This window comes from Pedobacter sp. AJM, from assembly GCF_002197755.1.
Taxonomy (GTDB): domain Bacteria; phylum Bacteroidota; class Bacteroidia; order Sphingobacteriales; family Sphingobacteriaceae; genus Pedobacter.
Map to the genome: position 1 here is coordinate 140890 of NZ_NHOT01000002.1, position 21167 is coordinate 162056.

Sequence of the window (21167 nt, forward strand, 5' to 3'; positions counted from 1 at the left end):
GATAATTAACGGGCTGAAACTTAATTTTTAATGTATCACATAAAATTTGTTTTTAATTTTGCTTACAGGCGCAAAGATTACAGGTACTGAATAATTTTAGATACTTTTTTCCGCCATAATACCATTAATGGATTCGGGATTCTATTTCTTTTTAAAGCTTTATAATCATTCTTCAATGCCGCCATTAAATTCATGAAATTTTTATTGCTGACCCCTCCGGTCCTCATATTCACCATCAGCATTGGCAGGTAAACGGCTTTTAAATGGTGAACAAAAAAATACCGCAGGATGAGATCATAATCTGCGGCAGTACCTAAATCAAGTGCATAATGTCCATACCGGAGAAAAAGTTCTTTTTTGATGTACAATGTAGGATGAGCCGGCATCCAGCCTTTTGCAATATCTTTTTCATCGGCCTGTTTGGATTTCCATCTTCTTAAAACCTGGTTATTAACCGGTTTAATATAATGAAGATCGCCATAAATGGCATCTATTTCAGGATTTTCGGAAAACTTCGCAGCTACATGTTTAATCACATGACGGTCAGCCAGCATATCGTCAGCATTTAAAATACCGATTACTGTTCCTGATGCCATCTGAATACCTTTATTTATGGCATCATATAATCCACGATCAGGTTCAGAAATAAAATGTTTTACAGCATATTGATAGGTTTCAATAATCTGAAGGCTTCCATCTGTTGATCCGCCATCTACGATAATATATTCAATATCGGGATAAGATTGATTGACAATTGATGCAATACACTCTTTCAGATAAGCCTCCCCGTTATAAATGACCGTGATAATGGATATTTTCATTTTTAAATGGCAGAAGCCTTTTACTTATGGTTAAAAAAGATATTCCTGCGGTAAATATAAATAATAAGGGAATAAAATCATCAATTGGGCATGCCTGGTAATAGGTACCTTTTTTACCGGCTTTACCATGACCAACGCAACCAGCAGAAGGCATTGACATATCCAGTGTCCAGGCACAATTGGCTTCAGGATAAATTTCACCTGGCGTGTTTGAAAATGTTCCGCCTGGCGGATTACTCTGATGAGTAAGCAATTCCGGATATCCGGGAACAAGACAGCCATATTCAGCAAAAACGAAAAACGGGATAAGATAAAGAGGGATGATTAAACATAACTTTTTCATAAGCCATTGGATTAATCATACACGAATGTAAGAAAAAAAAATCAATACCTAAATATAGGTATAATCAAAAATTCATTCTTTTTATAATTATGTTTAAACTTTAAGGTAACGAATCATATTTTTATTTTGCTTACCCCACTTAGTCTTATCATTTTAGAAGCCATAACGATTATTGGCTAAGGCATTGGAATATCTCTACCATAATCTTTTATATAATGAATTGCATTTTTTATTTCACAATCACTTAGTGTGTCCATTCGGTTTGTCTTGAATGCTCCCTTCATACTATAGTTACCGTTATGTCTTTTGATAAAAACAAAATTTACAAGTTTTGAACTGTCCATAGTCGCAAGCTCATCAAATGATAGTATGTTATTTAACCTTTCACCTCTCCTGATATGGCAATTATAGCAACTGAGGTTAGAAATTATTTGCCTGGCATCATAGGCATAATACCTGCAAGAATCTGGCAAGCTATTTTTTTTTTGTGCTTTTATGTTTATTTTGTTTTCATTTATGCAAGCAACAAATAAAAAAAATAGAATGCTACCTAAACTTAGCTTTATTGTATTTGAAACCATTCGTTGTATCTTTTAAAAATCTGCTCAATAAATTTAAGGTGTTATAATTTAAGTTTGTATATGAATAGGTACCTTTTGTCATATCACTAATATTTCGCATAAGAAAATTCATCATATCTCCTCTTTCATTATCAGATATATTATAACTAGTGTTATCTCCTAAATGGTACATTAATCGGCCCTTTTTACTAACATCTTCAATGTCCCCCAAACCTAGAGTATGAAAAAACTCGTGTACACCTATATATTTATTCTTCCTCCATTCATTGTAACTTACAACTGCTGGCCCTCCATCTCTTTGGGCAAGTCCCCCTGAATTGTGCTTTTTCCCATATTGATCAGTAAACTGATAGCCAATACTATCTACTACAGCCAATACAAAATCATTTCCCTTTAATTGACTTAGCATATTTATCTGCACAACACGAGCATTACAACTAAAATTATAGCGGATAGAATATGTATGATTTTTTCGAAAATTAAATGACTTAGTTGATGAATTATATTCAAAATAAATAACGCCACTCTTATACCCGCCGCCCCTTAATTTGGAGGTTATCACCTGCTGGGTAAAAGTCATCAGGCTGTTTAAATTAGGCGCACCACCCGTAGTGAGATCAAGCACCTTTAAGGTAATGGTGAAATCGCCGTATAGTGTTAACTCTCCACTACCATTATCGCTGATATGAAGGTTTTTGGCTACAATTCCTCCAGATAAGGCTTGATTTTGCAGCAATGAAATTTTGGTTTTAAATAAGTCAATTAAGTCATCAGCCATCATGAGTACAATATACCCATATAAATATAGCCATAAATCATACAAACAACAAAATAGTGCTTACAGGTTAATTTGAAATTATTAATGGCTTATTGGATAAATGATTATCCTATTGCCTGATCAATCTTTATCCTAATTGCTTTCCCTACCCATGGAATTTACCAAAAGGTATGTCGGTTTAAATTAAATTTCTGGTGATTTTTCCCTTGATTATATATAGCGAAGTGATGTTGCTTTTTTCGATGATGGTATCGCCTTTAAAGTTGGGGTTGGATGAACGCAAAATCAGTTTATTCCGGTCGGTATGTTCATAAATCATTTTGATGCTCCGCAGGTAGTTGGCTTTCGCATCAGCCATCACCACATAAGCTTCTCCCCATTGCAGCACATCGTAATTTGTTACTTCACGAACAGCAATAATTTCACCGGATGCATATCTGGGATACATGCTGTCGCCGTAAACCGGAAGATAGGCTGTACAATCATTAAAAGGTTTATAATTTACAAAATACTCCGCCTTTTCTTCCATCAAAATCAGGGTATCGGTATCTGATAAACTGATATCATAATAAGGTACACCTTCCTTAATTTCAGAAATTACCGGACCGATTTTCTTTACTGCTTCCCCTACGCCGGTTTCCAGCCATTCGATGTTGATATTTAACTTAAAATTCAGCCTATCTTTAATAGCGTTAGAAATTCCGGTACGCCCGCGTAATATATCAGAGAGTGAACCATCCTTAATATTTAATGCCACAGCAAAATCTCTCTGGGTTTTGAAACCCAATATATCCATTAATAATTTAAGGCGATCCAGTTCATTCATAATTAAAAATGTTGATAAGTTTACCTAAAACTATTTAGAATAACTTATTTTTTTAATATTTTTGTTATACCTCTCGCAAGATAAATAAATTTTAAATTAAAAATAAGCTCATGAAAAGTATCGAAATTAATATGCATCCTACCTTCGCATTTTATGAAAGATTTTTCGAACTGAAAAGTGTTTCCAATTACCTGTATTTTATGGATGAATGGATGGAACTCATGCTATCAGATTACTCATCTGAACAAAAGTATGCACCTGCCGATTTACTTTTTTTCTACCGGCTCCTGGTTGAACTTTATGAAATTTCATTTGCAACAAATAAGGAAGTATCTGCAGTAAAAGACTTCATCAGTAAGCACAGCAGTGTAACGGAAGATTTGCTCGAATATGAAACATATTGTTACTTTTTCAATAGCCGTTATTTAACAGCTGAGGAACTGATGCAGCCGCTTAAAACACTGAACTTTCTTTATGATGAAGAACAATTATTTAAATACAAAAATTTTCTGTTCGAATGGCTCAGCTACTCATTGGAGCAAGGCATCACTGATGGTTTTGACTCTTCCATTTACTCGCTTTATCGCAATACCAAGAGGTTAATTGAAGCCAGCTGGCTAATTTATGAACGGTTATTGAGGGCATTAGAAAGGCCATCCACCGTAATTAAAATCAATCACTTTCAGGATACCTGCCCTACCTTACTGAGAAATGAATACCTAAAAAATCCCTATCATCAAATTATTCAGTTTTTTAGAGAAGGAAGCCTGGGCAGTTACCGCGATCAGCTCAAAGCATGGTTTAAAGCGGTTATAGCAAACAACCTGACAATGGCACCACCGGATTTTATATACCTACATGACCAGCTGACCAGGCTTCTGGAAGCCTGTTACCTTATTTCAGCCTATCAAATTCCGGTTTCAACGCCTACTTCAGCTTCAGCGCAACCCCATCTCTTTTCCAGTTGGCTTGCCCTGCAGAACATCATCCATACCTCGCCGGAAGAGAACGATCCTTATGCCATTTTAACATTGCAGGAAGATGAAAAGACCAGCCCCCTTGATGTCTTCCACCCAATACTCACCCTTGAAAACATTTTTAACATCAGAGAAGACTTAAAAGAATGGAGTTATTGCGGTTCAAAGGCAGGCCATATTGCGCCAGCTACAGGCAGTGCCTTTAATTTATACGAAATATTGATCAAAATCATGGAACTTGCTTTATTACTGGTTGCGGTTGATGAAGACAAGTTATACTTACATTTTCAAAATGAAACATTTACAAACCGATAAGATGAACTTCAACGCCTTGGAAACGAACAGAACCCTTGCTGCTTTTACTCAAAAGCAGTTTACGCATCTGCTGGAACTCATCACCAGCCTGATTCCGCTGGCCTATATTTTCCAGCGCAGGGCCGATGCAGGGGGCATCACTTTAATTATGGTTTTAGACCGCTTTCAATACCAACCGAGTGATGTCACCAGAAACATGCTGGAATTTATTGCCCTGGCCAAGATTAATATAGAAATCAGGTATTTCCCTTATGGAACCATGCACGATATGTTAGCGCGTGGCAATATATTTTATTCCAGCTATTGCCGTCGCGAACATTGTATCTATCAATCTGCCCCGCAATACGAATTGATTGAAACCCCTGCATGTACATTATCCGAAATCCGGGAACAGTCTGCCTTGGTCATTCATCATGGACTAGAAAAGGCCAAGAGTTTTCAGGAAGGTGCATCAGTATATTTTAAGGAAGGTAAATTCCAGCTGTCAGCTTTTATGCTTCATCAGGTGTGCGAACAAATGTTTAAGCTGATCATCAATTTATCCGAAGAGAAAATGTGCAAAAGTCATCAGTTAGTATTATTGCAGCAAACAGCTGGTTTTTATGTTCCTGAAATCAGGAATATCTTTGATGTAAGAAAAAGCAAAGAATTGAATTGGCTGGAGTTATTGCAAAGCGCTTATCTTGGTGCACGCTATGATGATCATTACGAAATCAGGCCTCAACAGGTTATTTACCTCCAGGAGAAAATTGCTTTCATGCTGGAAAAATTAGGGCAAAAATTACAGGTTTGCTAATCATGAAGCAATAAAATAAATCTACTACAGGATTTTCCTACTCCTGATCATAAACACCCCAAAAGCACTAGCCACGGCAGCCAGTGGAAAAGTATAATCATCCAGGTTGCAGTATACCACAGATTTGGTTACGATAAAACCATCAAGAGCTGTACCATTACATCCAGAACTCGATATAGCATACCCATTGGGGCAGACCCTGCAGCCACCGCTCGCAGCGACCCATTTGGTCTGACTATTATTAACGCAGTTAGAGGTTTGTGGTTCGGTTGGAGAATTTTTATACGCCGATCTAGTTCCAAAAAGCAATCTTATGGCGTTATCTACTAACCCTAAATCATCAACCGAGGTATAAACTGTAGACCCAACCTGGCATCCATTTGTTTGCGCATTAGAAATGCACGTACAGAATAGTAGTAAACAAAAACAAATAAAACCTTTCATATGCAGCGCATTACAGCTGCAAAACTACATGGTGTTACGTTCAATATTAACGTTCATTTTATTCAATATCAGGCAGTTAAACTTATTCAGTTAATGAACAGCAAAGATTTAAAATGAATGAAAATGAGTAAATGTGATGTAAGAAAAAACAAAAGCCTGGCAACTTCAGCAGTGTACTCAGCACATGCAGCACTTCAATTATAAAATTAAATAAATTGAAGTGCTATTGGTTACATATTGAAATCCCCATCATACCATTATCAAAATATCCTGGTTAAATTTAAATGAGTTTTTTGCGAATAACGGGCAAAGAAATTACCCCGGTTATCACTACTAAAAAAGAAAAATGATCATCTAAAGGAAGATTGTCAGGACGTGTAGAAGTACACTTATTCGGATCTCTATAGGTATAGCCAACAATTGTTCCCTCGCCATCGGGTGTAGCATAACGTGATGATGCCACCACACATTCATGCTGCCGCGATGATGGATTTCGCCTGATATCATGACTGGCAGGAACAGTTATAAATCCACCATATGGCTTTATGGATGAATTCCAAACCTGAAATTCATCGTAATCATTTATGGCACCACAATCATATGACCTGCCATTTCCCTTGTTAATTGAAACTGCTGATGAGGTGCTGTATACCTCAACAACATCGCTTACATTACCATAATATGTGGCTTTACCCAAATATTGAATAGCGATACGCCCACCAAAATCGCAACCATTTCCTTTAATCTGGGCATCACACTTCAGCGTAATTATGGATAGCATTACAGTTGATAATCCAATTAACTGATGCTTTAAACTAATATATTGATAGAAATGATTTAATCGTTGATAGGATAGTTTGATCATTAACACCAACTGTTGAGAGATACTAAGAAATGAGGACATCAAAATAAATATTAAAACGTATTACTTATTTTACAAAATTATTCAAAACAAAACTATTAGCCAAATAAACAAGTCTCCATAAGTATTGTTTTTAAAATCAAAAAAAGTAGATTTTTATTTAAAAAACCCAGTCATTTTACTTTAAACGAATATTTTTTAATATATCACATAACAATTTGTACTCCAAAAACATTGACCATTGTCAATCTTAAAATTTTCAATAACAAAAAAACAGGGCATTCTTCTTTTTATCTTGACTATGCAAATTAACCATATAAAAAAAAGTTAACTTATACTACACAATTACTGCTATAAAGGTTAAAAAAGGAAGTACTGATTTGAAAAAATGATTTAATCCGAAAAAGCCATATTGACTTTCAGGTACATTTATTTTCACGCTGCACCTTGCTGGATAACATTTAAATAAAAAGCACAGATACTATAGCAAGAGTTATCGGCAGAAAAATATACAATCAATGCTTTTCACCTGCAACTTGTGCTAAAGACATTTTAAATTGTATTTTTATCCTAATTTTACATTTCAGCAAATACACCACACTTAGCCTTATGCCATATCTGAAATCGCATCTCCATTTTCTATTGATCAGCTTAATCATGGCCAGCCTTTTTGGTTGTGGTGTACGCAAAGAGCGTACTTTGTTTAATGCCCCTTCAGATATTGTGACTGACACCATTAAACAGGTATATGTGGTAAATGACCAGGGCATTAGCGATGCTTATTATAAAATCAAAGTAAATGACCAGCTCGCCGTTCGTAATGTTCAGAATTTTGAATTTGGTGCAACAACTAATAGTGGCTCAGCTACTGGTTCGGCGAATCAGAATGCATCCGGAGGCGGTATCCAGAATGTACTTTCTTATCCGGTAGATTTGGATGGCAAAGTGAATTTACCTGCCATTGGAAAAGTTGAAGTAGCTGGCTTAAGCAGAAGGGAAGCAGCCATTAAAATCCAGGACATTTATAAAAATAAATTATTGAAGGAACCTATTATAGAACTTAGTGTGGTAAACCTTAAAGTTACCTTGCTGGGTGAGTTTGGGAAGCAGGGTAATTTTCTGCTGGAACGCGACAATACCACGCTAATTGATATTATCGGAGAAGCCGGTGGAATCAGTAAAACAGCAGATCCGAAAACCCTGAAAATTATCCGCGGCGACAGAACGCATCCTGAAATTATTTACGTTAATCTTAATGATATTAATAGCTTGGCCAGTAAAAAGCTGATCCTTCAAAATCATGACATTATTGTATTGCAACCTACTAAAAGCGCGGCCACGAGTGATAAACTTCAGAGTTTAAATAATATTTTGCAGCCATTGTTAGTGGTGGTGAATTTAGCTGTGCTTATTTTTACAGTAACCAGGTAAGTGTTCTTAGTCTTTAGTCTTTAGTCTTTAGTCTTTAGTCTTTAGTTAAAACACAGATTCCAGTTCATGGTTTTGATCAATTGCCGGCATGCTTTAAAATAATTCTACTGATGGCTTTAGAGAACTATTCATCTGACATTCGAAATCAGTGAATCCTTGTTGCATACCTTTTTTCATTATCGCTGGAAGTACAAACGGGCAGAGACTTTTCAAAATGAAACTCAAAACATTTCCAATTAAATCATCTCTTTTTCAAAATTGATTTTATCTTTATACTTTAATTGATTGTTCCCAAACTTCAAAATCAAAAAACATTGACAGAGTTAGTGCAAGAGAAAAAGGGTGTTAGCCAGAGTATTGATTTTTATAAAATATTCAGGGTATTTTTAAGCCGTTGGTACTGGATTACCGGAACAGTTGCCCTTGCGCTCTTCGGTGCCTGGCTTTATTTATGGTATACTCCACCTATTTATCAAACAGGCGCATCTCTTAAATTGGAAGACAGTAATCCCAATCTCGGAACAAATGCCGGTATCGTTGCCTCACAAAACTACAATTACACGGATAAAATCCAGGCAGAAAGTTTTACTATCCGCAGTAATGAAGTGATTGCTAACGCTGTAAAAACACTGGATTACAAAATCAGCTATTACCTTAAAGGCCGTGTACGTACCACAGAACTGTACCCCAATGTTCCGTTTGTGATTGAAATCCTCAAACAGGATAGCGTAAATTTCAGTCGCTCACTTTATACCGTAACAGGCAAAGACGAACAGCATTTTGAACTTTCTACTGCTGATAATGAAGATAAAAAGACCACTTATCAGTATAATGCGATAATCAATATTGGCAATATGTCTTTCCGGATTAAGGATAAAATACCGGTAAAGAGTACCTATCAATTTAAATTTAACAGTCAGGAAGATTTTATTGGCCGTGCGATGGGTGGTTTAAATATCGGCGAAGCGGCACGTTTCACAAATGTAATGGGCTTGAATCAAACAGATGGAAATGCCGTTTTTGCTGCTGATATTCTGAATGCCATCATGAAAGCGTATGTAAAATATGATGTGATCCAAAGGAGACGATCAGCCAGACAGACAGTTGATTTCATCAATAGCCAACTGGGCTTCATTGATACTGCAGCAGGAAAATCAGGCAGTACCCTCGCCAGTTATAAAGCTAGAAACAATATGCTGGATGTCAGTTCTTCTACTTCCATGACAGTAGGAAAACTATCTGATTTTGAAAAGCAAAAAACCGAGCTCAACCTGAAACAGTTAGGTATCAGGCAACTTCAGGAACAGGTTAACAGCAATAAATCGAAGATTGAAATCGGTATGGATCTTGATGGGGAAATCAATTCAGGCATGGGTACCCTGGTTACGCAGCTCAATAACCTGCTCGCCAGCCGGGAAGCAAAACTCAGCCAGTTTAATAATGATTCACAGCCCGTCAGGCAAATTGAACAACAAATTTCAAACGTGAAGGCCGGCATCAGAAACGCCGTGGCCGGTATGCTTCGCAAGAATGAGCAAACCATTCGTTACATAGATAGCCAGATTGCCGGTGTAACGCAAAAAATGAGTACCATACCGCAGAAAGAACAAAACTTTGTAAAACTGCAAACCAATTTTGAAGTCAACAATAAAGTCCGTTCTTATCTTTCCGAAAAAAAGCTGGAAGCAGAAATGAATGCAGCCGCCATAGTACCGGGTGCATCCATCGTCAACCCTGCTTATCCATCTTATTATGCTATTTCGCCAAACAGCAGCAAAGCCTATACCACTGCACTGATGTTAGGCCTGGCATCTGGTTTTGGCTTAATCTTGCTGGTACGGTTCCTCAATCCTTATATTTACGATAAGGAAACGGTTGAAGGCTTAACCCATACACCCATTATTGGCGTTATCCGTAAGTTCCCCGATTATATTGACCAGGACAGCAGACAGGCTTTATCGCTTTCGAAACCAAAATCGGTATTTGCTGAATCGGTTCGCTCCGTGCGGACAAACCTCAGTTTTCTGGCCAGTCATAAAGAAAGTAAAGTCATTTGCATCACTTCAGAAGTTTCGGGTGAAGGAAAATCATTTGTAACCATTAACCTGGCCGGAACCCTTGCACTGATTGACAAGCGCATTATCCTTATAGCTGCCGATTTAAGACGTTCCAAGCTGCATAAGGCATTCGGCAATGACAATAAGAAAGGATTAAGTTCCCTGTTGTCTGGCCAGGCTAGCCTGGAAGAGGTGATTAGTCACGATGAAGTGCATCATATCGATTTTATCCCTTCAGGTCCAGTACCCCCTAACCCTTCAGAACTCCTTCACTCCGCTACAATGAAAGAACTATTGTTAAAACTGGAACAACAGTATGATTATGTTTTGGTGGATACGGCACCTGTAGGATTGGTATCAGATGCGATTCCGTTAATCAGAAATGCTGATATTAATTTATTTGTTATCCGTTCCGGTGTTTCACAGCAAAGAGCTGCCAATATCCCTGAGCGTTTATCAAGAGAATATGGCTTAAGCAACCTGGCCATTATCCTTAACGCCTTTGGTGACGATGCCCTGTATGCAAATTATTATACCACCGATTATTCACGCGGAGGGGGCAACAGCACTTATTATTATTCTGATTATAGTGGTTATTCCGGATCGGGTTATTATGATGATGAAAACCGCAAATGGTGGATGTTCTGGAAAAAGAAGTAATAGCTTTTGGCATTAACAATTTTAGGGGCAATTTTCAGATTTATACTAAAAAATATCACCACTCAGGTTTCAAAAAAAATGATGATACATCCCTTTCCTATCGAGAAAAAGCTGAAAGGCAGATTGAAACTTATCACGGCATTTAATTTCAGACATGATCGACAATAATTACCGGTGGTATCCTGTTTATACACGCTCAAGAGCAGAAAAAAAAGCATACGAAGAACTAATCCGGAAAGGGATTAATGCTTACCTTCCGCTCAGGAAAACCCTGAAGCAATGGAGCGACCGTAAGAAATGGGTTGAAGAACCCCTCCTGAAGTCATATCTCTTTGTCTATATTTCCAGTAAGGAATACGCAGAAGTAATGATGACCAATGGCATTGCCAGGTTCCTCTATTTTTCAGGACATATCGCTGCTATGCCCAGCCAGCAAATTGAACATTTAAAATTATTACTGGCAACGGAACAAGACCTGGAGGTATTTGATCATGACATTAAACCAGGGCAGAAGGTATGGGTTAAAGCCGGACCATTTAAAGATATGGCAGGAGAGCTGGTTTCGATTCATAACAAACAACGCATCATATTACGCCTGGATAACATCGGTTATTCCATCGAAATCAATACCTCAATGGCATTTGTCGCACCTTTGTAATTCTGGAAATACATATTTAACAAAAATCTGTTGCTTTCATTTAAATGAGAATAAAATTGCTTGTAAATACTTCTTTGCAAGTACCCGGTTTTCGCACAGATTTAGCATATTTGGGCTTAAAGCCTGCGGGGTACATGAAAAGATTAAGGTCAATCATTAATAGAAAAACACAAAAGGATTAATAGTTAACCTCCTTATTGATTAGTTTTGCAAAGGGTAAACCTTTTGGAATTGAAACTCCGGGCATCAGATTTAAATATACTCGTCAGTTCATTTTTTTTCAAGAAAATGTGACTGAAGGGGCGAAGCTGTGCCAGGCCGGCATCAAATGACTTCAATCCATCAAAAAATAACTTTGAAATATCTGGTCTGGATAAAACCAGGAGCATAAAAATTGGGGCGTGTGTAGAATTGCGGGTGTCATAGATAAAAAAGCATATCCTGATCAACTCAGACAGGATGTACAGCAGATGTGCGATGTTATGCGCCATGGTGGACCTGATGATGAAGGATTTTACACTGATGAGGCTGGAGGTTTAGGCTTTGGCCATCGCAGACTGGCCCTTATTGACCTCACTGCCGGTGGACACCAGCCTATGTTCGGACCGGAAGAAAAATTAGTCATCACCTTCAATGGCGAAATCTATAATTTTCCGGAATTGAAAAAAGAATTGTCCGCAGCAGGCTACCCCTTCCATACCCAGAGTGATACTGAAGTAATCCTGGCCGCTTATCAAGCCTGGGGTGTAAATGGTTTTAGGAAACTTAACGGGATGTTTGCTTTTGCACTGTATGACCGCTCCAAACAACTCAGTTACCTGGTTCGGGATCAATCAGGCATTAAACCCCTGTATTACGCCATTCAAAATCAGCGGCTGATCTTTTCATCTGAAGTAAAAGCCTTTAAAGAAACCTGTTATCCATTTATTGAAAATAAGCACTGGAAAATGTATTTCCTGGCTTTTGGACATATCCCCCAACCTTTTACAACGTTGCAGGATGTATTTTCATTAAAACCCGGGCATTATCTGAAATGGGATCATCAGCAACAGCTTCATGAAATCATTTCTTTTGAACAAAGTCCCCCTTCCCCATCCGTAACGTCTTCCTTACAGGCTGCGGCCGACTTGGGTAAAAGCCTTGAGGCGGCAGTTCATCGCCATCTGATTGCCGACGCCCCCATTGGGGTATTTTTGAGTGGCGGCATAGATTCCAGTATCATTACCCTGCTCGCCAATCAACACACGGGTAAACACCTCCAAAGCTTATCTGTCAATTTTACCGATCAGGCTTTCTCTGAAGAAAAATATCAAAAAATCATTACCGCAAAAACCAGTGGCATTCATCGCACTTACCTGGTTGAAGCACAGGATTTTGATGCAGACTTTGAAAAAATTATGGGGGCAATGGATCAGCCCACCAATGATGGCATCAATTCGTGGTTTGTAAATAAATATGCCAAAGAAAATGGATTAAAGGCTGTTTTATCCGGAGTTGGTGCTGATGAACTGCTTGGCGGATACCCGTCATTCAGCAGAATGAAGATCATCAATATATTAAAAAAAATACCCCGCTTTCTTTTAAGGTTATGTAACCGGCTGCCTTCAGAAAAACTGAAAAGAATATATTACCTCAGCTACCGGAATCCGATTGGAGAATATCTTTTTCTCAGGGGATTTTTTACTCCGGAAACCATCGCCCGAATATTAAATATCGAAAAAAAAGAAATTGATCAGTTGTTTGAAAACTTTCCTATGGATGAAGAAATAAATGCTTTAAGTGGTGCAGAAAGGATTTCATGGCTGGAGACCCGTATTTTTATGCAAAACCAATTGTTAAAAGATACCGACTTTATGAGCATGAGCCACGGAGTAGAAGTCCGCGTACCTTTCCTTGATCAGCATTTCTTAGAAACCATTAATAGCATCGCTACCCCGCAACGCTTTCCTGCAGAAAAGAAAGGTTTGTTAATCCAGGCGTTTAAAAAAATCCTGCCTGAAGCAATATGGAAACGGCCTAAAATGGGTTTCAGTTTTCCGCTTCAACAGTGGTTTATACAAGGCGGACAGATTACAAATGAACAAATTTATGCCGATCATGATTTCGCCAGGCACCTGATGGAAAGATTTAAATCCGGAAAGATACATTGGTCTAAAGCCTTTGCGCTCTACCAGGTATGTAAAAAGGGTTAAGGGATAGTCAGAATGGGAAATAGAGAATAGAATTGGGGAATAGCGGATTGAAAAGTGAAAAGGTGTTATTTTTAAGTTTACATACTTTCAGCCTAACAGGTGGGATAGAAAAGGTATGCCGGTGCATCAGTAAAATTCTTAGTGATTTAAACATCACAAAAAATAATACGCATCAGCTAATGAGTCTCTACGATGATCAGCCGGATCTGCGTTATGTAAACACCGGAGATTTTAAAGGCTTGCGCGGAAAACGTTTAGCCTTTCTGCTCAATACCATCAGATTAGGCCGCAAGGCAAACACCATCCTGCTCAGTCACATTAATCTTTTACTATTTGCCTGGATCCTGAAAAAAATTCAGCCGCAAAAGCGAATCATTCTGCTGGCCCATGGTATTGAAATTTGGGAGAAACTGCCTAAATGGAAAACAACGTTTCTTCGTAAACACACAGAAATTTGGGCAGTCAGCCACTTTACGGCACAACAGATCGAAAAAACACATCAGTTAAATCCATCAATGATTAAGGTACTCCCTAATGGCCTGGATCCATTCTTTCCTATACCAACCCATTTTGAAAAACCAGGTAAACTGCTTCAACAGTATCGGCTTTCCACATCCAATAAAATACTTTTTACCTTAACCCGTCTTTCTTCACATGAACAATATAAGGGTTATGATCAGGTGATTCTGGCATTAAAAAATCTGCCTGAAGAAGTGGTTTATGTTTTGGCAGGTAAAGCCGATGATACGGAAAAGAAAAGGGTATTGACCTTAATTGAACAGCATCACCTGGCCCATAGGGTAATACTCACTGGTTTTCTCGAAGAAACAGCTTTGCAGGATTATTTCCTGCTGTCCGATTTATTTATCATGCCCAGCCAGGGTGAAGGTTTTGGGATTGCTTTCATAGAAGCGGCCGCCTGTGGTCGGTTTTCCATCGCCGGAAATGCTGATGGTAGCCGGAACGCCCTCCTGAACGGGAAACTTGGCTGCTTTGTTGATCCGCATCATATACATGAAATTGAAACAGCCATTTCTAAACAACTGGAAGATTCAAAATCCACTGCTGATGCCTCGGGCTTACAGCAAGCCTGTTTAAATGCTTTTAACTTTGAACAATACAGAATAAACTTTCTTAATCTATTATCCAATTAGATGAATCCTGACTACCAATTTTACACAGTTTTATCTGTTTATGGAGCATAAAGAAGAGTACAGCTGGACCATTGAAGCAAAAGCTTCGCTTTTTGACCTGAAGTTTGGTGAGATCTGGGCGTATCGCGATTTATTGTGGCTGCTGGTGCGTCGCGATTTTGTTTCCTTTTACAAACAGACCATTTTAGGTCCGCTATGGTTTTTCATTCAACCCTTGTTTACCACCATTATTTTTACTTTTATTTTTGGTAACCTGGCGGGCATATCCACCGATGGACTGCCTAAACCTTTGTTCTACATGGCCGGCATTACCGCCTGGAATTATTTTGCAGATTGTTTGACTAAAACATCTACCGTATTTAAAGATAACGCCGGTATTTTCGGGAAGGTATATTTCCCCAGATTGATCATGCCGCTCAGCATTGTGGTGAGCAACCTGGTGCGTTTTGGTGTACAGATGTTGCTGTTTATGCTGATGATGGCCTATTACCATTTTTCGGGTGCGGCCTTCCATATCACCTGGGCGATTTGGCTCTTTCCTGTTATAGTGGTGCTGATGGCTTTACTGGGATTAGGTACCGGCATGATGATCTCAGCCATGACAACCAAATACCGCGACCTGGCTTTCCTGGTCACCTTTGGCGTGCAGCTTTTAATGTATGCCACCACTGTGATTTATCCGCTATCAGAAGCTTTAAATAAATATCCTGACTATGCCTGGATCATTGAATATAACCCCATGACACCCATTATTGAAACCTTCCGGTACGGATTTCTGGGTGAAGGAAGCTTTAGCTGGGGAAGTTTAGGCTATGCTACCGGCCTTACCGCTACCCTGCTCCTTTTCGGCGTGGTCATTTTCAATAAAGTAGAACGGAATTTTGTGGATACGGTTTAGGAAGGGAAGTGGATTAGATGGTTAGAATTTTGACTAATATTATATAATAAGTGATCATCCTTTATTTATTAATTCGTCTATAATAAAGATGACGCACGTTTATTTAGTGGAGAAACTGGAAGTTTGGACATGATCAATGTTGTTCAGAAAAGACATTTCCAACTGACTAAAAAATTTCCAAAAGAAGAGACTTTTGGCCTGACCAGTCAGATCAAAAGATCAGTGAACAGTATGGGAGTATGCTTAGCTGAAAGATCCGGGAAGATTGCATTTGAACAGAAGACTCATTACACCAATATGGCTATTCTACTACGTTTGAACCTTAAATCATTTCATTGGGTTTACCTTTTGTTTACCCTTTCTCTACCCCTTGTTAACCCTTAGTTAACCCTTTGGTAACCCTTTGGTAACCCTTTGTTAACTCTTTGGTAACCCTTTGTTAACCCCCTGCTTACCCTTTGGTTACCTGTAAGGTAAAGCAGGAGTAACCAGGCAGTAATGAAATGGCAATGATTTAGCCCGTTTATATTAACTTAGTCAGGAGGATTATATATTGTACAGACATCAGATAGAAAATATTATCCTTAAACTTACCCATCTGTGAAATTCACAGCTCAATGGTAAGAACTGACATTTGTACATCACTAATCTAAATTAATCAACACATACGCTAACACCCATCTCTTGTTGTCACACATCGCCATAAAAGTAGAAAACCTCAGTAAAGCTTACCAGTTAGGTCAAATCGGTACCGGCACCATCAGCCGGGATCTGGAACGCTGGTATGCCAGAATGCGTGGAAAAGAAGATCCCTTCCTGCGAATCGGGGAAAGCAACAACCAGCACACAAAAAGTGAAAGCGATATCGTTTGGAGTCTGAAAGACATTAATTTCGAGATTGAAAAAGGCGATGCTGTTGGTATTATTGGCCGCAATGGCGCAGGAAAGAGTACACTGCTTAAAATTTTAAGCAAAGTTACAGCCCCCACGACCGGAAAAATTTCAGGTAAAGGCCGGATTGCCAGTTTGCTGGAAGTAGGAACGGGATTCCATCCGGAGCTATCTGGCCGGGAAAATATATTCCTGAATGGAGCTATCCTGGGCATGCGTAAAAGGGAAATCCAGCGCAAACTGGATGAAATTGTCGATTTCGCCGGAATTGAACGCTACCTGGATACGCCTGTGAAACGGTATTCATCCGGCATGTACGTGCGACTGGCCTTTGCCGTGGCCGCACACCTGGAATCTGAAATCCTGATAGTAGACGAGGTACTGGCTGTAGGTGATGCAGAATTTCAGAAAAAGTGTTTAGGCAAGATGGGCGAAGTAAGTAAGGGTGAAGGACGGACGGTGCTGTTTGTGAGCCATAATATGGAAAGCATCCAAAAATTATGTGATAAAGGATTACTGTTATCAAATGGTCAATCTCAATATTATGGACAGATTAAAAATGTAATTGAGCATTATTTAAAGCGAAATGAGAAAATATCACAAAGATTTTTCGAGCCTTCTTTGGGACGCGTTGCAAATGTCCTGTCAGTAGAATTGAAGAATAATCAAACTAGGCTCGCTTCTGAAATATGTATTGCTGAAAGCTGGACGGTAAACTTCAATTTTAATGTTAGTGAAGACATAAAAGGCCTTATCTGTGCTATTGGGATTGTAAGTGTTTCTGGAATTCCGATAAAAACGACCTGGCATGAACCTTTAGATTTAAAACAAGGAAATTATAAAGCTGAGTTTTTAGAGGATTACACCCATTTGGCTTTAGGAACTTATTTTGTTCATGTTGGATTGTCAAGAGGTAATGAAAGTATTCAATATATTGAAGAAGCTATACAATTTGAAGTTGTTATAGGAAATTCGGACTTGAATAAGAATGTATTAAAATTCAATGCAAATACTGGGATAATCCTAAATCAACTCAAATCTTCTGTGTACAAAAATGATTAAAACGATCTATAGAAAATTATTTAAGCGTAAGCCTGATCAAAGTTTGGACTGGTTTAAGGAACAATTCTCACTTTTTAAAGAAAAGACAAAGGAAGTAAGATTTGAATGTAGTGAAGATGACTTATATCCATGTTTAAATGACAGTACCGAAAGTACCGGTTTCGATGCGCATTACATTTATCATCCAGCATGGGCAGCCAGAATTTTAAAAGAGATTAATCCAGTTAAGCATATTGATATATCTTCAACATTGCATTTTTGCTCCATTATTTCAGCTTTTATTCCTGTAGAATTTTATGATTATCGGCCTGCTGATCTCAATCTCAGTAACCTTTTAAGTCAAAAAGCAGATTTAACTCAGCTTTTTTTTGAATCTAATAGCATAGAATGCTTATCCTGTATGCATACCATCGAACATATTGGCTTAGGCAGATATGGCGATCCTATTGATCCAGATGGGGATTTAAAAGCAATAAATGAAATTAAAAGAGTAGTCAAAAAGGGTGGATCAATACTATTTGTAGTTCCTGTTGGTAAGCCTAAAATTATGTTTAATGCTCACCGAATCTACGATCCAAAAATGATAATAGATTATTTTAGCGGCTTCGAACTCAGAAAATTTTCTCTGGTAACAGATCAAAACGATTTTATTGATCAGGCAGAAATAAATGAGGGTACTGCCCAGACTTATGGCTGCGGATGCTTTTGGTTCATTAAAAAATAATGATTATTGTAAAACTACAAGGCGGTTTGGGCAACCAGATGTTTCAATACGCGGCTGCCAGAACTTTATCTAATTCTGGGAAAGTATATCTGGATTTTTCTTTCCTGAATAAGAATAATATCACGACAGATTCTTTCACCGCACGTCAGTTTGAACTGGACATTTTTAAAAGAACGAAGACTCACATTTCAAACCCCTATTTTATCAGATTAATTCGTTCAAACAGAAAGATTTTTAAAATGCTTTCACCAAGATACCAGGAAGTAAAAGATGAAAACATTTTTGATTTTCTGAATAACAATTCATCAAACCTCTACTTAGACGGTTATTTTCAAAACCCACTCATTTTTCAAGACATCCGGAATATTTTAATGGATGAATTTACATTTCCTGAATTATCAAAACTGTCAAAAGAAATTGAATTAAATATTTTATCAACTACAAATCCTGTCGCTATACATATCCGTAGAGGGGATTATACCAAGCCGGAAATTCAGAGTTACCATGGAATACTACCTCTAAATTATTATAAACAAGGCATTGAACGTATTAAGTCCAAAGTAGAAAACCCAATATTTTATATTTTTTCTGATGATCCTGAATGGTGTGAACATAACCTGTCATTTATAGATAATAAACATATTATAGCTGGAACTAAACAGGCTTGGGAAGATATGTTTCTCATCTCAAAATGTAAACACCAGATCATAGCAAACAGTAGCTTTAGCTGGTGGGGGGCCTGGCTGAATGCTAATCCCGAAAAGATCATAGTTGCACCTAAAAAGTGGTTTAATAATGTTGACATCAATATTTTACCCAAAGCATGGATAAGCCTTTAGTATCCGTGATCATGCCTGCCTTTAACGCCGCATTATATATTGGCGAAGCAATAGAAAGCGTGATCAACCAAACTTTTAGAAATTGGGAACTCCTCATCGTGAACGATGGGTCTACCGATGCCACAGAGGAAATTATTTTAGATTTTGAAAAAAAAGACAGGCGCATCAAGTATTTATTTCAGGAAAACGGGAAACAGGGTAAAGCCAGAAATCTGGGAATAGCGCACAGTGTTGGAAAATATATCGCTTTCTTAGATGCAGATGATTTATGGGTTAGCAATAAACTTGCAATACAGGTCACATATTTAATTGCTAATCCAGAAATTGACCTCATATTTTCACAAGGATATTCTTTGAATCAGAATGAGCCAACTGATTTCGATGTATTAGTGAAGCCCCTTTGGACCATCCAAGATTTACCTTTATTTATCGAAAAAAATCAAATACCTATCTTATCGGTCGTGGTAAAGAAAAAATGTTTAAATGAGGTTTCAAACTTCATTGAAGACCTAAATATTCAATATGGAGAAGATTATTATTTGTGGTTAAAACTTCTATACAACAATGATACTTTTTGTTCAATAAATAATCGGCTATTTTATTATCGTTTACATAGAGACCAAAGCACCTTCAATAAGAATATAGCGGCTCCGTTGATTAAAATGTTTGAACTAGTCTTCGATTCGTATGAAAATCATAGTCATGGCAAATATATTGCAAGAAGAATAAAATGGTTTTTATTTGAAGAAGCCACATTTAATTCAACTTTTGAACTTCTTAAAAAAATATTTATCCAAAGATCTATGACCTCCTTTGTTTTGTTATCACTTTGTAGCAGAATACCATTGCGAAGACTTAAAACGAAAATTCTTTTCAAATTATGCCCATAAATATTTATCCAGACTTTTCTATTGTAGTCCCCTGTTATCAACAGGCAGAATATCTAAACGAGGCATTATTATCTGTTCAAAATCAAACCTTTATCAACTGGGAATGTATCATTGTAAATGATGGCTCTAATGATGAAACTGAAGAGATTGCTGAATATTGGTGTAAGTTGGATGATCGGTTTCTCTACATTAAGCAAGAAAACAGAGGTCTCTCCAATGCTCGTAATGAGGGTATAAAAAGAGCTCTCGGATCTTATATCTTACCATTGGATGCCGATGACAAAATAGGAGAGCATTATTTGGAAAAGGCATTTCCATTTATAGAAAATAATGAAGTTAAATTAGTCTACTGTAAAGCAAAAAAATTCGGATTAGAAAATATCAACTGGAACCTTCCGACATATTCCTACAGCCAACTACTCATAGGGAACATCATTTTCTGCTCTGCAATTTTTAGAAAGGCAGATTTCTTACTCACTTCGGGATATGATGAAAGCATGAAAAATGGCTATGAAGACTGGGACTTCTGGTTACAATTTCTTAGTAAGGAAGATAAGGTACATCAACTAAATTCTATCGAATTCTTTTACAGAATAAAATCCAGTTCAATGCTCAAAATGATCGACGAAAATAGCAGCAGAGTGCTCAGGAATATAATTTTCAAAAAGCATATTAATAAATATTTAATTGATTGGGATCCAATTTTAGAGCATAGAGAGTATAACAAAATTATATCAATGTACAAAAACTCCATAGATTATAAATTTGGCAACTTTATATTTGCTCCTCTGAGAAAGATCTATTATATGGTGTCGCCTAAATAGATGATTTATTTTATTATTTGTTCAAATAACTTTCTTATTAAGAAAATTAATCCTACACCATTTTCCCTTGCAAGAATTGGATACCGATATAGTATGTGAGAACAAATTTCCCATACTTAAGGAGGCATTTGCCATGATATGACA

General features: G+C 37.6%; 19 protein-coding genes. 14 read left to right on the forward strand and 5 right to left on the reverse strand.

Annotated features, from left to right (window positions below):
* Positions 1-77: 77 nt before the first annotated feature.
* The 4 genes from CBW18_RS04520 to CBW18_RS04540 all read right to left on the reverse strand — a co-directional run bounded on the left by CBW18_RS04520 (position 78) and on the right by CBW18_RS04540 (position 3349).
* The gene (locus CBW18_RS04520) at positions 78-821 is read right to left on the reverse strand and encodes a glycosyltransferase family 2 protein (protein WP_088300081.1); all 744 of its coding nucleotides are present in this window, start codon (positions 819-821) and stop codon (positions 78-80) included.
* On the reverse strand, positions 790-1164 hold the full coding sequence (locus CBW18_RS04525) for a hypothetical protein (RefSeq protein ID WP_088300083.1): 375 nt from the start codon (positions 1162-1164) through the stop codon (positions 790-792). The genes CBW18_RS04520 and CBW18_RS04525 overlap by 32 nt, the downstream gene beginning before the upstream one ends.
* A gap of 546 nt (positions 1165-1710) precedes the next feature.
* On the reverse strand, positions 1711-2526 hold the full coding sequence (locus tag CBW18_RS04535; RefSeq protein WP_088300085.1) for a hypothetical protein: 816 nt from the start codon (positions 2524-2526) through the stop codon (positions 1711-1713).
* A 175-nt stretch (positions 2527-2701) separates the two neighbouring features.
* Positions 2702-3349, reverse strand: a complete 648-nt coding sequence (locus tag CBW18_RS04540; RefSeq protein ID WP_088300087.1) for a S24 family peptidase — start codon at positions 3347-3349, stop codon at positions 2702-2704.
* Between the two features lie 110 nt (positions 3350-3459).
* Here CBW18_RS04540 and CBW18_RS04545 point away from each other — a divergent pair, with 110 nt between their 5' ends.
* Positions 3460-4641 (forward strand): hypothetical protein, encoded by a 1182-nt coding sequence (locus CBW18_RS04545; protein ID WP_088300089.1) that lies wholly within the window; start codon positions 3460-3462, stop codon positions 4639-4641.
* Entirely contained in the window at positions 4619-5437 is an 819-nt protein-coding gene (locus CBW18_RS04550) for a HEPN domain-containing protein (protein ID WP_172406441.1), read from the forward strand. Before CBW18_RS04545 ends, CBW18_RS04550 begins: the two co-directional genes overlap by 23 nt.
* Positions 5438-6161: 724 nt before the next feature.
* Here CBW18_RS04550 and CBW18_RS04560 read toward each other — a convergent pair.
* The gene (locus tag CBW18_RS04560; RefSeq protein WP_140418627.1) at positions 6162-6785 is read right to left on the reverse strand and encodes a hypothetical protein; all 624 of its coding nucleotides are present in this window, start codon (positions 6783-6785) and stop codon (positions 6162-6164) included.
* A gap of 615 nt (positions 6786-7400) precedes the next feature.
* Here CBW18_RS04560 and CBW18_RS04565 point away from each other — a divergent pair.
* From CBW18_RS04565 to CBW18_RS04625, 12 genes are all read left to right on the forward strand, one after another.
* Positions 7401-8174 carry a polysaccharide biosynthesis/export family protein gene (locus CBW18_RS04565; RefSeq protein ID WP_172406442.1) on the forward strand — a complete coding sequence of 258 codons (774 nt, stop codon included), beginning with the start codon at positions 7401-7403 and terminating at the stop codon, positions 8172-8174.
* A gap of 314 nt (positions 8175-8488) precedes the next feature.
* Positions 8489-10891 carry a polysaccharide biosynthesis tyrosine autokinase gene (locus CBW18_RS04570; protein WP_172406443.1) on the forward strand — a complete coding sequence of 801 codons (2403 nt, stop codon included), beginning with the start codon at positions 8489-8491 and terminating at the stop codon, positions 10889-10891.
* 154 nt (positions 10892-11045) lie between these two features.
* A complete protein-coding gene (locus tag CBW18_RS04575) occupies positions 11046-11549 on the forward strand; it encodes a UpxY family transcription antiterminator (protein WP_088300099.1) in 504 nt (167 codons plus the stop codon).
* 401 nt (positions 11550-11950) lie between these two features.
* Positions 11951-13741, forward strand: coding sequence for an asparagine synthase (glutamine-hydrolyzing) (gene asnB / locus CBW18_RS04585; RefSeq protein WP_088300103.1), 1791 nt, complete (start codon positions 11951-11953; stop codon positions 13739-13741).
* 179 nt (positions 13742-13920) lie between these two features.
* Positions 13921-14895: a glycosyltransferase family 4 protein gene (locus tag CBW18_RS04590; RefSeq protein ID WP_088300104.1), complete on the forward strand. Its 975-nt coding sequence runs from the start codon at positions 13921-13923 to the stop codon at positions 14893-14895.
* 40 nt (positions 14896-14935) lie between these two features.
* Positions 14936-15793: an ABC transporter permease gene (locus CBW18_RS04595; RefSeq protein WP_088300105.1), complete on the forward strand. Its 858-nt coding sequence runs from the start codon at positions 14936-14938 to the stop codon at positions 15791-15793.
* Positions 15794-15922: 129 nt separating this feature from the next.
* Positions 15923-16177, forward strand: coding sequence for a four helix bundle protein (locus tag CBW18_RS21815; RefSeq protein ID WP_088300106.1), 255 nt, complete (start codon positions 15923-15925; stop codon positions 16175-16177).
* A 300-nt stretch (positions 16178-16477) separates the two neighbouring features.
* The gene (locus CBW18_RS04605; RefSeq protein ID WP_216359194.1) at positions 16478-17746 is read left to right on the forward strand and encodes an ABC transporter ATP-binding protein; all 1269 of its coding nucleotides are present in this window, start codon (positions 16478-16480) and stop codon (positions 17744-17746) included.
* Positions 17739-18470, forward strand: coding sequence for a DUF268 domain-containing protein (locus tag CBW18_RS04610; protein ID WP_088300109.1), 732 nt, complete (start codon positions 17739-17741; stop codon positions 18468-18470). The genes CBW18_RS04605 and CBW18_RS04610 overlap by 8 nt, the downstream gene beginning before the upstream one ends.
* Complete coding sequence (locus CBW18_RS04615) at positions 18470-19309, forward strand: alpha-1,2-fucosyltransferase (RefSeq protein ID WP_088300110.1); 840 nt, start codon at positions 18470-18472, stop codon at positions 19307-19309. The genes CBW18_RS04610 and CBW18_RS04615 overlap by 1 nt, the downstream gene beginning before the upstream one ends.
* Positions 19294-20199 carry a glycosyltransferase family 2 protein gene (locus CBW18_RS04620; protein ID WP_088300112.1) on the forward strand — a complete coding sequence of 302 codons (906 nt, stop codon included), beginning with the start codon at positions 19294-19296 and terminating at the stop codon, positions 20197-20199. Before CBW18_RS04615 ends, CBW18_RS04620 begins: the two co-directional genes overlap by 16 nt.
* Positions 20190-21023 (forward strand): glycosyltransferase family 2 protein, encoded by an 834-nt coding sequence (locus CBW18_RS04625; RefSeq protein ID WP_088300114.1) that lies wholly within the window; start codon positions 20190-20192, stop codon positions 21021-21023. The genes CBW18_RS04620 and CBW18_RS04625 overlap by 10 nt, the downstream gene beginning before the upstream one ends.
* The last annotated feature ends 144 nt before the right edge of the window (positions 21024-21167 follow it).